This window comes from Secundilactobacillus folii (genome assembly GCF_009720675.1).
GTDB classification, from domain to species: domain Bacteria; phylum Bacillota; class Bacilli; order Lactobacillales; family Lactobacillaceae; genus Secundilactobacillus; species Secundilactobacillus folii.
Window position 1 is genome coordinate 1 of sequence record NZ_WNJO01000022.1, and the last position, 14300, is coordinate 14300.

Genomic DNA, 14300 nt, shown 5'->3' on the forward strand with positions numbered 1-14300 from the left:
AAGGAGAAAAAACATGAGTTACATACAAAATCTTCGTGGCGCTGTTGGCCATGCACCAATCATTTCTACTGGGGCTGCTGGCCTCATTTATAACTCAAACGCGCAGCTTCTTTTTGTCTATCGCAGTGACACCCACTTGTGGGGATTGCCGTCGGGCTCAAAAGAACTAAATGAATCTCTTGAAGAGACCGCGGTTAGAGAAGTGTTAGAGGAAACTGGCGTCCACGCGCGGGGCATGAAGTTCCAAACAATTCTTAGTGGCCCTTCAATGCAGTTTAAATATCCTAATGGCGACCAAATAGACGCAGTAATTGCGGTCTATCAGGGATTTACGCGTGACACTGGACTGGTACCGCAAATTGGCGAAACTGAAAAGGTCGCTTTTTTCGACTTAAATCAATTCCCAGACTCAATTACAGATTTTTCTCACCAAATTTTAGTAGCATGTGAGTTAGCGTAAATACAGTTCAAAAAAAATGAGGTCTCAACTAAGGAGATAATTTTATGCAAACAGTTACTATTGCAGGGCAGCATGTACCTGCTATTGGAATGGGTTCTTGGAATATGGGCGATGATCCATTAAAGGAAAACGATGAAATTAATGCTATTCACGCCGGTTTAGACGCTGGCGCAAAAGTTATCGATACCGCTGAAATGTATGGTTCAGGGAATGCCGAAACACTTGTTGGTAAGGCAATCAAGAACATTGCTCGCGACCAGGTTTATTTGATTTCCAAAGTACTGCCTTCTAACGCGTCTAAAGCCAAAATGGAACAGAGTTTAGACGCCAGTTTGAAGCGCCTCGGAGTAGATGAAGTCGATCTCTACCTTTATCATTGGCGAGGTGGTGTACCATTGTCCGAAACCGTTGATGAACTGCAACGGTTAACGCAAGCCGGCAAAACCAAGGCTTGGGGGATCTCGAACTTTGACATTGATGACCTTAAGGAACTCTGGCAACTGCCGAATGGCTCAAAGGCTGCTGCAAATGAAGATCTGTATAATTTAAGCAGTCGCGGTGTGGAGTATAGTTTGCTGGGCTGGCAAAAAGCGCATGATTTGCCCTTTATTGCCTATAGTCCCGTTGGCGCCCCTGACTCCTTAGATTCTCATCTTGACGAGGATAAAACGATTCAAACCGTCGCAAAACGACATCAAGCTTCCATCTATCAAATTTTACTAGCTTGGGTAATTCGGCAGCCACAAATTTTAGCAATTCCGCAGTCCAGTAACGCTAAACACGCCGCTGATAATATTCACGCCGGAGATATTTCGTTGACTAAAGATGATTTAGCCCTGCTAGATAAAGCGTTCCCAGCCCCAACCAAAAAGCTGCCGTTGGATGTGCTTTAGTGGTTGAGCTTCGTTGAAATTGATTTTAATCACAGAGTATCGCAATACAAACATGACAAGGGGTTTGTCACGACCTAGATTTTAAGACTGCATTATGTCCATTAATCAGTCTTCGTCGTGTTGATCACCGGCTGCGTACCACGCTCGGAAATAATCGTGACCATGACGTTATTGATCAGTTGCAGTTTCCGGTCGTCAGACAGCTTTAAATCAGTATCCTTTTCAAGCTTTGCAATTGCGTCTTCTGTAATCGAGACGGCACCTTCGACAATGATTTTTCGAGCTGACAGAATTGCTGCTGACTGTTGACGTTGCAGCATTGCGCTGGCAATTTCGGTTGCGTAAGCCAAGTGAGTCAACCGCGTTTCCATAACTTGAACACCCGCGATCTCTAAACGAGACTGTAATTCTTCGGTGAGCTTGTCGGAAACTTCCGTTGGATTGCTGCGCAGTGTCAACGTTTCCGTATCATTGAAGGAATCATAAGGGAATTCGGAAGCTACGTGTCTGATTGCCGATTCACTTTGAATTTCAACGAATTGTTCATAATCGTCGACTTCGAAAAGCGCTTTACTGGTATCAACGACTTTAAAAACGATCACGGCCGCAATCTCGACCGGATTACCACGCAAATCGTTGACCTTCAGTAACTGACTGTTAAAGTTTCGCACCCGCAGTGACACGCTTTGCTTGTTAGTTAGTGGTACGGTCATGAAGAGGCCAGCAGATCGAATCGTCCCAATGTACTTACCAAAGAAGGTCAGTGCTTTGGCTTCATTCGGCGCAATGATTGTCAGTGAACTGGCAGCCAGCAATGCAATTAAAATCAGAATGATGCCACACGTGATAGTGAGGGCAGTCGCCATCCAAATGAGCCAAGCACCACCAAGAGCAAGTAAAATAGCGATGATGAGGCCAAGGTAACCATTTACGTGAAATACACTTTTTTCTGTCATGATGAATATCCCCCAATCTGTTAACCTCATTATAAAGCATGCCGGCATGTTTGTTGAAAAAATGGCATTTCTGAGTGCAAATTCTTTGAAATAAAGCTGATTAGATTATAATTTGAGTAGAGTGAGCGTGTGGGGTACTGCTCCCCCTACCCTTCAACTGAAAAGTTGTGCAGTGACTCCCTCCCCACGCGTAATCTCTACTACCATTAGGTAGATTCCTCATCCGGCAAAATCTCTCCGTTTTGCTGGATTTTTTGTAGAGTGCGAAACAAGGCGGTTAGACAGCGGAGTGTAAGGTCACTCTGGCAGAATTTTAGGCGCTCCCTGCCAAAAATTATGTCAGAGCGACCTTACATGCAGCTATCTGCCGTGTTGAGCACGTTTCAGTAATATAAAAAATATGGCCAATTAAAAACACCCACAAGTGCAAAAACTCGTGGGTGTTTTCTCATTATAAATTTTCTAAAATCAAAGACTAAAACTGAATTTTTAACTTTACAAACATTAATAATGACCATCAAAAAAAAGCTAGTTAAATGTGCCAGTTTCGGCTAGTACCAATGACTTCAAAGTGCGAATTCCGTAGCACAACCACTTCTCAGCAGTCAAAACGGTTCAAATAAATGCAAGCAAGTACTTGCATGCATAAAAACTTCGTGTTACGCTTTACATCGTTTAAATCTGAACTTTAAAAAGGTGGGAGCAATATGCAACTTGGAAAATTTTTAAAGAGTCGAGGACCAATTTTAGGCCTCGTGATCCTCTTGGGTTACGGCCTCTTAATTTTTATGATCTACTTCACGGGATATCATGCCATGCCGGCAAATATGGATAAGATACCGGTGACGGTGATTAACCAAGATGGACATACTAGCACGAGTTTGTCGAAACAGATCAAACAGGCCTTACCTTTTAAGACCGTCAAGACTGGTAGTAACCTGGCCAACGCCAAGACGCAGTTGAATCAGCGGCACACTTATATGATCGTAGACATTCCCAAAGGATTTTCAGCTGATGTTAAGGCCAACCGCACGACGAATTTGAACTTTTACATTAACGAATCAAACCAAACCTCATTGGTCTCAGGAATGAAATCGGCTGCCGCAACGATTGGCACCCAAGTTAACCAGGGGGTGGTTTTACAAAAAAATACGGTTGCCTTAGCTAAGCCACAATTAACGCGGTTGAAAACCAGCTTACAACGGGCTCAAAGTAAGCAAAAGGCTCAGTTAGCGACAGCTCAGCAACAGATTGCCGCAGCACCAGCCAGTCAACAAAAACAATTGAACAGCCAGCTACAAGTTAAAGTTTCCAAGACCCGTGCAAAGGCGACCAAACAAGCTAAACAACGAGAACAGAAGATTGTAAAACAGTCTGAAAACCAGGCTAAACGGGTTGCCAATTCGGTGCGAACAAAAATTCATCGGGTCAACCAAGTTAAATCTGGCCTTAATTATAGTCTGGCACCGTTTATCGCCAATTTATCTTTGTATCTAGGAACAATGATTGGCACACTGCTCTTGTATGGTACCTTTGCTAAGTTTGCCCCTAAAATTGGCCGCTTTAAAGCCTTTATAAATTTGGAATTTGCCATGGTACTACTGGCACTGATTGGTGGTGCAATTGATACCTGGGGATTTCTAGCGATGATGGGGCTGAGTAGTTCTAAATTTACCGGACTCTTTGTCACCCATGCCTTAGCCGTTTTCGCAGCTTATAACTTAAATTCGATCTTAGTGTTACTTTTAGGTCAGATGGGCACTGCTGTTAACATCTTTATCACTATGCTCCAAGTGGTCGCCGGTGCCGGGATGATCCCATTATTGACTATGAATAGTTTCTTTAAAGGGATTCACAGTGTGATGCCAATGTACTACGGTATCGTTGCCGATTTTAACGTGATGTACGGTGGTGCTGGAACAAATTCACTCTGGATCGATTTAATTATCTTGACTGGCGTCATTTTTCTGATTAACTTAGTAGTTGTAACATTCCGTAAGCAGCAACCAATGTTACACTTTGAAGACTTAAGCTAAGGGAGTGTCTTGAATGGCGACACAGCAAACTGATGAGAAAATTATAAAGGCCTTTTCGAAACTGGTTTTAAAGCTTGGTTATCAAGGCACCACCACCAAAAGAATCGCGAGTGAAGCGGGTGTCAATGAAAGCACAATCTTCCGCCATTTCAAAGATAAGCACAGCATTCTAGAACAACTTGTGAACACTTATTCACGAGATATCGAACAAATCGGTCAATCATTTGAATTCACTGGTGACATCGTTCAAGATCTGATGCGCGTGGCGACGATCTACCATGATTTTGTGGCGAATCATCAAGTCGTTTTCTTACTGGGCTTACGAGAATCCTACCGCTTCCCTGAAATTGGCCAGGCCTTGAGACAGTTACCTAAACGTTTTAAAAATTTAGTAGTGACTAATTTTAATGAGATGGTCGAAGCTGGCGAAATCAGGGCAACCGCTAATGTCACCGAAGAGGCAACCAACTTCATCCTGCTTAACTTTGGTAACGCGGTGTTTACCTACGCGTATCCCACGGCTAGACTGCAAGTGCCAATGAAGGCTTTTTTAGCAGAAAACATTCGCACCTTTGCTGAGCACCTTCAGTAGATTGTCTATTAGCTCAAACAAAGGTTAAATAGCGTTCATACCTAGCCAAACTTAACGACCTATAAAATAACAGACACCCTCAAGATCTTCATGAACTCAAAGGTGTCTGTTATTTACGTTGCCCTTTATTCGAATCCCAACCTAAATCAGATTGGTCCCTTTATCAACATAGATCGTGTCACCAACGACTCCCGTACTCAAATCACTTAGCAAAAAGGCAGCCGTATTACCCACTTCACGCGTGGTGATCCCAATGCCATCAAATGCCCGTTCATTCGACATCTTAATCAGCTTGCTGTAATCCTTCACCCCGGTCACAGCGAGGGTCTTAACAGCACCGGCAGAAATTGCGTTCACGCGAACTTTTTGTGCAGCCAAGTCGCGGGCAAGGTAGCGAACAGCCGCTTCCAAGCCGGCCTTAGCAATTCCCATAATATTGTAGTTAGGGATAGCACGAACAGAACCCATGTACGTTAAGGTGACGATTGAACCACCTTCGTTCATGATTGTTCGGCCATACTTAGCAGCAGCAATCAACGAATAAACACTGATACTTTGTGCCTTATTAAAACTTTCCAAACTAGCATCCGTTGTTTCACCCTGTAAATCTTCCGGATCAGCGTAGGCAATCGCATGAATAATACCATCGATGTTGCCGACTTTATCGTGAATCTCATCGAAGGCCTGATGGACATTTTCGGGGTCGCTCACGTCACATTTAACTTTTAAAATACCCTCGTCAATGAACCGGTTCAAGCTTTTCAACAGGCGGTCGTTTTGATACGTTAGAATAATTTCAGCGCCCTGTGCTTCAAGCGCTTGGAAACAGCCGTACGCTAAACTACGCTTATTAGCTACGCCCATGATCACGATTTTTTTACCATCTAAAATGCCACTCATAATTGATACCTCTTTTAAAAAAATTTGTCGAATAGATAATGCCATTAACTAAAAAGAATAATATCATTCTACCTTATTTTACTGGTCAAATACAAGTAACGGACAGTCCCCCTGCATTTGTCCGTTCACATCTTCTTTCAGCCCGCTATAATTGAACCCGTAATGAGATTGGAGCTGAAACAATGAGTAAAGTATTAATATTAGGTGCTAATGGCAAAATTGCTAAATTAGCTGAGACACAACTATTGTCTGACACGCAACATCAACTGACCCTGTTTTTGCGCAACGCAAAACGGCTAAACGTCAATGATGTCAGTCGCGAGCAAGTCGTCGAGGGTGATGCAACTGACCAAGATGCACTCGAAAAAGCCATGGCTGGCCAGGATGTCGTTTATGCCAACCTGGGTAATCAAGACATCGAGAAACAGGCGAAGACGGTAGTGGCAGCTATGAAAGCAACCGGTTTAAAACGTCTGATTTGGATCTCAACGCTTGGTATCTACGATGAAGTCCCGGGTAAATATGGTCAATTCAACCATCAAATGTTGGATGGCGGTTACCTTGAGACTTATACGGCAGCCGCTAAGGTCATTGAAGCTTCCGGCCTCGACTACACCATCGTGCGGCCAGCATGGCTTTCCAATAAGGATATCGTCAGCTACGAGACCACTGAAAAGGGCGAACCTTTCAAAGGTACGGAGGTTTCTCGAAAGAGTATCGCTGACCTAGTTGTCAAACTGATTAATGATCCCTCAATGGCAGTTGGCCATTCACTGGGTGTTAACCAGCCGAATACCGATGGTGATAAACCTTCTTGGTATTAATCCAATATAAAAACACGGTAAAGTCGAAAGCTTTACCGCGTTTTTGTCTCTTATTTGCTTATTTCACGATCTCATGAATCAAAGTCAGTGGCTCAGCAGAATCGGCAACTTCAATATTATCGTACAGTAACTGTTTGATGTCATCGATTTCTTCGCGGTTAGCGTAGATCGTCAGCAGTGGTTCACCCTTACTAACAGCATCGCCGACCTTTTTCTTCAACTCAATTCCGACCGCGTAATCCAGCTGATCATCTTTTGTCTGCCGGCCACCGCCTAATAACATGCTGGCGATGCCCACTTCATCAGCAGCCATCTTGGCAACCACACCGCTAGTTTTAGCTGGCAAGTCCACCTTGTATTTCGCCTGTGGCATAATGGTTGGATCATCCACCACGTCACCATTACCGCCCTGCGCAATGATCATCTGACGGAAACTTTCCAGAGCAGAACCATCAGCAACAACGCCTTCCAGCATTTTGCGCGCATCATTTAAAGTATCGGCCCTTTCCGCCAGAACAACCATTTGGCTGCCCAGGGTCAAGACTAAGTCAGTGATGTCGGCCGGCCCCTGCCCCTTCAAAATATCGATCGTTTCTTGAATTTCTAGCGCATTACCAATCATATTTCCCAGTGGTTGATTCATATCTGAGATCAACGCCATGCAGTTCATACCGGCACTTTTACCAATTGATACCAATGCCTTCGCTAAGTCACGAGCTTGGTCTTCGGTCTTCATAAATGCACCGGAGCCGGTCTTAACATCCAGCACCAAAGCATCCGTGCCGGAAGCAATCTTTTTACTCATGATTGAGCCCGCAATCAATGGAATTGAATCCACGGTATCGGTGACGTCTCGCAAAGCGTAGATTTTTTTGTCAGCCGGAGCAATATTGCCCGTAGCCCCGACAATGGCCAACTTGATGTCTTTTACCTGCTGCTTAAACTGCTCTTCGGTTAGTTCAACGTTAAATCCTGGAATGGCTTCCAGCTTGTCGAGAGTCCCGCCAGTATGGCCCAAACCGCGGCCAGAAATCATTGGAATAGGAATTCCCAAAGCTGCAATCATGGGAGCTAACGGCAAGCTCGTCTTGTCACCGACACCACCCGTTGAATGCTTATCCACTTTGATTCCGGGAATATCTGACAGGTCCAGTTGGTCCCCAGACTTGAGCATCTGCATGGCCAGCTCGGCCTGCTCGCCATCTGCCATGCCTCTAAAATAAATCGCCATCAACAGCGCGCTGGTCTGGTAATCTGGAATGCTGCCATCTACCACCCCATCCACAAAGAACTTGATCTCCTCGTTGGATAAAGCGCTACCATTTCGTTTGTGGTCAATAATATCAACCATTCGCATAGTGTTTTCCTCCTGACGTGTCTATAGGTCGTCCAATAACATGTGTGCGGTATCGATATCAGTGATCAGGCAATTGGTGTAGCCACCTGACAAGGCGCCCTGAATGGCTTCAAATTTGCGCTCGCCGCCTGCAACTAAAATCGATTTGGGTTTATTCTTTAGATCATCAAGCTGGATTCCCACGGTTCGCGCGTTAATGGCGGGAACGGCCACTTTACCCTGCCGGTCGTAAAACCGTGAGCAAATGTCGCCAATCGCTTTAGTTTGAATCTCAGCTTGTTCGGTTTTGGAAAAATACCCAGTTTGGAACAACAAAGCATCATCGTGGACTGTTCCCACGGTATAGATAGCAATGTTTGCCCGCTTACCAAGGTCAATCAGTTTTTCAATGTGGCGGTCCTGCATTACGATATCGTGAGTTGTTTGCGTTTCAAAAATCACTGGTAGTGGCATGATACTCGGCGAAGTATGGTATACCTGACCAAATTTCATTAAGATATCCTCGGCAAAAACCGGTGTTGGCGTATAGGTCATACTGCCCTTAAGTTCAACGATTTTCACGTCTTGCGCCTTTTGGTCACCCATGTGAACGGCCACCTGGTTCATCGTTTTGCCCCAGCTAACACCAATGATGTCATGATCCTTGACCGTGTTTGTCAGGTAGTCCGCCGTGTATTTACCCAACGATTCAATCAGTTGTTGATAGTCGTGGGTACTGGTGTACACCACGTGCGCCTCCTGCAGCCCGAAACGGTCACGCAAGGCTTTTTCGAGGTTTGTCACGCTAGCAAACGGATCGATAACTTTAATCTGAACGTAGCCCTCATCCTGTGCAAACTGCAGCAAGCGCGACACGGTTGGCCTGGAAATCGACAGTTTCTTAGCAATTTCTGCTTGACCCAACTTCGATTCGTAGTACAGCCGCGCGACCCTGATACTGTCGCTAATTCTTTTGTCCTTTGAGGATTTGTCCATGTTTGCTCAGCCCTAACTTTTTTAAATCCAGTTTAATTTGTTGTGATTGTGTTGCTTTTGTGGTTCGTTTTATTTTTTATTGCTGAGAGGTGTGACTTGGGGTGGCAACCTAGTCGAAACGTGCTCCTCAAGGCAAAAATCTATGTATAAGTCAACTTTAACCGAAATCCAAACCCGGAATTTCCGTTAAAGTCGCCTTATACGCCGGTTTTTAACCGCCTTGTTCCACACTCTGGCAGCCTTGCCGAAACGTGCTCCTCAAGGCAAGGGGCTATGTGGAAGGTCACTCTGGCATAAATCCAAACCCGGGATTTTTGCCAGAGTGACCTTCCACGCCGCCCCTTAACCGCCTTGTTGCGCACTCTATAACTTAACCGCCGTTTCCAAGGCTACCGTCATCATCTCCGCGAACGAACTTTGCCGCTCCTCCGCCGATAACGCCTCTCCCGTCGTTAAATTATCACTCACCGTATTAATCGACAACGCCTGTACCCCATACTTCGCCGCCAACATATACAATGCCGCCGTCTCCATTTCCGTTCCCAGCACGCCATAATCAATTAATTGCTGATAATCAATTTCATCATTATAGAACCGGTCCGCACTGAAGATGTTACCCACCTTCACCGACACGCCAGCCTCCTGCGCCGCCTGATACGCCTTCATCAGCATCTCAAAATCTGCCGTTGGCGCGTAGATCACTCCCGCCTTAAACGTATTTTGAATAATCGCCGAATCCGTACTTGCCGACGATGCAATCAAAATATCTCGAATCTTTACGGACTCACCGAACCCCCCAATGCTACCAATTCGCATCAGATGCTTCACACCAAAGAATCGAATCAGTTCATTGGTATAGATAGAAATCGACGGGATCCCCATCCCCGTACCCTGTACGGAGACCCGGTGGCCCTTGTAAGTGCCGGTGTAGCCAAATGCATTTCGAACACTATTATACTGCACCACATCTTCTAAAAAATTGTCCGCAACATACTTTGCCCGCAGTGGATCACCAGGCATCAAAACCGTTTCTGCAATATCGCCCATTTTGGCGCCAATGTGTGTACTCATTGCTTTTCCTCCTATTTCAGCTCACTCAAAAACGACGTGCCGACCGTGTTACCACTAACGTTAAAGTTATCTAGGACCGTTGCACCAAAATCACCATAAGTTCGCCGGATACCCAACGATTCGCCAACTTCAAAGCTTGGTGAATAAACGAGCAACGGCACGTATTCGCGGGTGTGGTCCGTACCACGGAACCCGGGGTCATTGCCGTGGTCTGCCGTAATGATCAGCAGGTCATCGTCTTGCAGGATCGCCAATAAATCGCCCAGTTGCTTGTCAAAAGCCATTAACGCTTGACCATAGCCCTCCGGATTACGCCGGTGGCCGTACATGGCGTCAAAATCAACTAAATTCGTAAAGCTGAAGCCTTTAAAATCCTTTTGAGCATTAGCAATCGTATGGTTCATACCGTCTTCATTGCTTGTGGTATGCACCCCTTCAGTAATACCGTGACCCGAGAAGATATCGTTGATCTTACCCACGGCTAATACGTCCAAACCAGCCGCCTTCAAGCGGTCTAAATCAGTCTCACCAGTGGGCTCTAAAGCAAAATCATGCCGGTTTGAAGTCCGCGTGAAATGATCCTTGTCAGGACCCACGTATGGCCGCGCAATAATCCGACCAATTCTGTACGGCTTATCGATCGTGATTGAGCGGGCATACTCACAGATCTTGTAAAGTTCTTCTAGTGGGATAACGTCTTCATGTGCCGCAATCTGCAAAACGGAATCTCCAGAGGTATAGACGATCAAGTCACCAGTTGCCATCTGGTGTTCGCCGTAATCGTGAATCACGTCTGTTCCTGAGTATGGTTTATTGACGATCACGTGCCGACCACTGAACTGTTCAATTTTCTCAATCAGTTCAGCCGGAAAACCGTGCGGGAAGAAGCCCAGCGGTTCCGTTACCGGCAGCCCCATCATTTCCCAGTGACCATCCATACTATCTTTACCGACAGAAATTTCATGCATTTTACCGAAGTAGCCAATTGGTTGATCAACCACCGCCACGCCCTCGATCGGATTATCAGGCCGAATGTTTGAGAGCCCCAATTTCTCCATGTTGGGCAGACTCAACTTACCCTTGTAGAATTCACCGATGTGTCCAAGGGTGTCAGCACCAACGTCGTCAAATTTATTCGCGTCACTCGCTTCACCGATACCAACGGAGTCGATGACGATGCCAAATACACGCTTAAAAGCCATGTTCATCTACCTCCTGACTATTCCGTAACGATCTTCACGCTTGCACTGGCGCCGATCCGTGATGCCCCAGCTGCAATCATTGCCTCGGCTTCCGCTTTGGAATGCACACCGCCAGAAGCTTTCACACCGAGCCGGTCACCAACCGTCTTACGCATCAGAGCAACGTCTTCAACCTTGGCTCCAGCAGTTGAAAAACCAGTTGAGGTCTTCACATAATCAGCCCCTGCTTTTTCAGCTAACTCGCAGGCACGAACTTTTTCTTCATTATTTAACAGCGAAGTTTCAATGATGACTTTAAGCAGTTTACCCTCCGCATGAATCGCATCCGCCAGCGCCTTAATGTCTGCCACGACCGCGTCATCATGCTTGGCTTTGAGCTCACCAACATTGATCACCATATCAAGCTCGTCAGCACCGTCTTTGATGGCCTGTTGAGCTTCGAATACCTTGCTGGCAGTCGAAGTGGCCCCCAGAGGAAAACCAATCACGGTACAGGTGTTGACGTCAGAGTCCCTCAATGCCGCATGGGTCTTCTTGACCCAGTACGGGTTAATGCAGACCGACGCAAAGTCGTACTTGATGGCCTCGTTGATAACTTTTTCAACGTCCGTCTCAGTGGCGTCTGCGTTCAAAATGGTATGGTCAATATACTTAGCTAGTTTCATGGTAAATACTCCTTTGTCGTTGAAATTCAGTTTGGATTTGTAACTGTTTACATCATATCATAGTGGTGAACAAACGTAAATATATCTGCTGAAATTAGGTAAAGATTGTGCATTATTTAATTTGTGCTTAATTATTTTAATTCTAATTAATTCAACTCGAAACAGTTTAATAAAAATGTATTATTTTATAAATTCATCATCAAGAATCCCACTTTGCAACCAAAAAATCCGTATACTCCCAAAAGTATACGGATCCTAAAATACTGTTTATTTAGTATCAAACAACGTGCTGATTTCTTTCATGGTATTCTCAAAGGAACGCTTATTGATCTTCTCGGTTCTTTCGGCGATAAAGTGCTCCAGGATACCCATCAGCATCCCTTCAATGGCGCTGATCATGATGCCCTTGTTCTTGGAGCGCCGAATCATATCGATGACTGGGTCACCCTCGGCATCTTCGACGACGCGGTGATGGATCAGTTCCCAGAGCATCTGGTTTAAGATCTCGTGTAGGTCAGACCGACTTTGGCGCGTCGGTGCTAAGTGTCGTAACAGAGGCCAATAGGCCTCAACGTACTCTGAAAACTGTGTCAATAACGGTTTGTCAGGAGTGGTTTTTTGTACTGTGTCTTCAATTTCAGCCATCAAAAGGGTCTTCTTATCTGGAAAATAACGGTAGAAAGTGCTCCGGGTAATGTAGCTGGCCTCAGAGATTTCCGAAACGCTGATCATGTCATACGGCTTCGCCACTAACAGGTCTAAAAAGGCACTCAATATTTGGCGCCGGGTTCTCTCTTGCGCTTTGCCCATAATTAAAACTCCAATTCTCTCATTTATTTACAAATATTATAAATTTAATTCTAAGAGAATTGTACTCATTCCATTTGCGATAATCAAGTAATCTGGCTTATTTCTTACCGACCTTAACCGTTTTATAATCAGCCCTGTAAGCCCAGACCACCATTGCCAGGTTGATTAGGACTAGACCGGTTGTCATAAGAAATACGTAACGGTAGTCTAAAATACCGGCTACGCCAGATGCCAACATTGGTCCCACAACTGAACCGATTGCTTGAGCTGACTGATTATAGGAAAAGATGCGACTAATGGATTCTTGAGGCGTGGCTAACGTCATGACTGCTTGAGTGATCGGCAGCAAAGCCGCGTCTGAAATGCCAACCAGAAACCGGAAGACGCCGAGCATGACCACGGACGTGACAAAGAACATGGGCACAAACATCGCCGCACAGAAAATCAATCCCGCAATTAACACTTTGCGTGGCCCGATTCGGTCTCCTAATGCGCCTAACTGCGGTGCTGCTAATAGCGTTGCAATCCCAGGTAAAGCGGCAATCACCCCACTAGCCATGGCAACGTTGCCGCGATTATGCATCAGCTCCTTCACGAACAGACTGATGATCGGGTTGATTGAAGTGGTCGCCGCTTGAATCAGCATCGATGAAAGAATCATTGCCCAAACCACGCGTACGTGCTTAATGCCAGCAAACGGGCTTTGTTGTTCGCTTTTAGCATTCGTTAACGGCTTGAAGTCTTCCTTGACGAAGAACAGGGTGGTAATTGACGCGAGAAACATTAATCCCCCGAACATGAAGAACGGGATCCGATACCCAAAGATCCCCGCAATGTAGCCGCCAATAATGGGACCAATCAGCGTACCAGTCACGTTACCTGTGGTTAAAGTGCCCATTGTCTGACCACTCTTTTCCATGGGTACTTCACTAGCAATCAGTGCGTACGCGTTATTAACATAGCCAGAAAAGCCGCCTTGAATCACCCTTAATGCGATCAACACCCACACGTTAGGCGAAAAGCCGGTTAATGTGGCGGTGATCGTCATCCCAACCGCTGCGCGCATCAGCATTGGTTTTCGACCAGTCCTATCCGCTAGCTTCCCCCAAAATGGCGAAACAATGGCCTGGCTCAAAAAGGTTCCCGAAAATGCTAGCCCAGCATAGAGGGTCAGTTCCCACTTAGGGAAATTGCCCATTTCACTAATAAACAATGGTAAAAAAGGCAAGCTCATACTGGCACCCGCACCAGTAATAAAGTTACCTACCCACAGGGCATATAGATTCCGTTGCCACTGCGGCATTTTTGTGTGTTTAACCATCAAATCATCCTCAATATGTATTTAAAGTTACAGAATCATTTTATCACTAGAATTTAAAAAAGAAGAGTATAAAAAGATCGTTTAAATTCAAAAGGATAGCACCCAAAAAGGAGATTCCCTCTACTTGGAAATCTCCTTTTTGGCTGCTACCATGCTGAAATCTGAGTTATTGTGCACGTGTCTTTTAGATGACGGTTTTGCGATAATTGGAAATTAAGATTGATTCGCCATTAAAGCA

The 14300-nt window shown here is 45.4% G+C and carries 14 protein-coding genes; 5 read left to right on the plus strand and 9 right to left on the minus strand.

From position 1 onward, the window contains the following. Positions 1-13: 13 nt before the first annotated feature. Together GM612_RS11530 and GM612_RS11535 are read left to right on the plus strand one after the other, a co-directional pair. Entirely contained in the window at positions 14-460 is a 447-nt protein-coding gene (locus GM612_RS11530) for an NUDIX hydrolase (protein ID WP_155432511.1), read from the plus strand. Between the two features lie 44 nt (positions 461-504). After that, positions 505-1353, plus strand: coding sequence for an aldo/keto reductase (locus GM612_RS11535; RefSeq protein WP_155432512.1), 849 nt, complete (start codon positions 505-507; stop codon positions 1351-1353). 101 nt (positions 1354-1454) lie between these two features. On the opposite strand, the gene GM612_RS11540 is transcribed toward GM612_RS11535, so the two are convergent. Continuing rightward, positions 1455-2309 (minus strand): SPFH domain-containing protein, encoded by an 855-nt coding sequence (locus GM612_RS11540; protein WP_155432513.1) that lies wholly within the window; start codon positions 2307-2309, stop codon positions 1455-1457. A 707-nt stretch (positions 2310-3016) separates the two neighbouring features. Between GM612_RS11540 and GM612_RS11545 the strand changes: the two genes are divergently transcribed. Beyond that, positions 3017-4345: an ABC transporter permease gene (locus GM612_RS11545; protein ID WP_155432514.1), complete on the plus strand. Its 1329-nt coding sequence runs from the start codon at positions 3017-3019 to the stop codon at positions 4343-4345. Between the two features lie 13 nt (positions 4346-4358). Next, positions 4359-4937, plus strand: a complete 579-nt coding sequence (locus GM612_RS11550; RefSeq protein ID WP_155432515.1) for a TetR/AcrR family transcriptional regulator — start codon at positions 4359-4361, stop codon at positions 4935-4937. 141 nt (positions 4938-5078) lie between these two features. Here the strand turns inward: GM612_RS11550 and fabI are convergent, their stop codons facing one another. Continuing rightward, positions 5079-5837, minus strand: coding sequence for an enoyl-ACP reductase FabI (fabI, locus tag GM612_RS11555; RefSeq protein ID WP_155432516.1), 759 nt, complete (start codon positions 5835-5837; stop codon positions 5079-5081). A gap of 182 nt (positions 5838-6019) precedes the next feature. Between fabI and GM612_RS11560 the strand changes: the two genes are divergently transcribed. Then, a complete protein-coding gene (locus GM612_RS11560) occupies positions 6020-6661 on the plus strand; it encodes an SDR family oxidoreductase (protein WP_155432517.1) in 642 nt (213 codons plus the stop codon). A gap of 58 nt (positions 6662-6719) precedes the next feature. Here the strand turns inward: GM612_RS11560 and GM612_RS11565 are convergent, their stop codons facing one another. The 7 genes from GM612_RS11565 to GM612_RS11595 form a co-directional block, all read right to left on the minus strand. Continuing rightward, entirely contained in the window at positions 6720-8018 is a 1299-nt protein-coding gene (locus tag GM612_RS11565; RefSeq protein WP_155432518.1) for a pyrimidine-nucleoside phosphorylase, read from the minus strand. A gap of 21 nt (positions 8019-8039) precedes the next feature. Further along, entirely contained in the window at positions 8040-8993 is a 954-nt protein-coding gene (gene deoR, locus GM612_RS11570; RefSeq protein ID WP_155432519.1) for a DNA-binding transcriptional repressor DeoR, read from the minus strand. 363 nt (positions 8994-9356) lie between these two features. Beyond that, positions 9357-10064, minus strand: coding sequence for a purine-nucleoside phosphorylase (deoD, locus tag GM612_RS11575; protein WP_155432520.1), 708 nt, complete (start codon positions 10062-10064; stop codon positions 9357-9359). 11 nt (positions 10065-10075) lie between these two features. Continuing rightward, entirely contained in the window at positions 10076-11266 is a 1191-nt protein-coding gene (locus tag GM612_RS11580) for a phosphopentomutase (protein WP_155432521.1), read from the minus strand. Positions 11267-11283: 17 nt separating this feature from the next. Then, on the minus strand, positions 11284-11931 hold the full coding sequence (gene deoC, locus GM612_RS11585; protein WP_155432522.1) for a deoxyribose-phosphate aldolase: 648 nt from the start codon (positions 11929-11931) through the stop codon (positions 11284-11286). A gap of 267 nt (positions 11932-12198) precedes the next feature. Further along, positions 12199-12741, minus strand: coding sequence for a TetR/AcrR family transcriptional regulator (locus GM612_RS11590; protein WP_155432523.1), 543 nt, complete (start codon positions 12739-12741; stop codon positions 12199-12201). A gap of 97 nt (positions 12742-12838) precedes the next feature. Next, a complete protein-coding gene (locus GM612_RS11595; protein WP_155432524.1) occupies positions 12839-14062 on the minus strand; it encodes an MFS transporter in 1224 nt (407 codons plus the stop codon). Positions 14063-14300 lie beyond the last annotated feature (238 nt).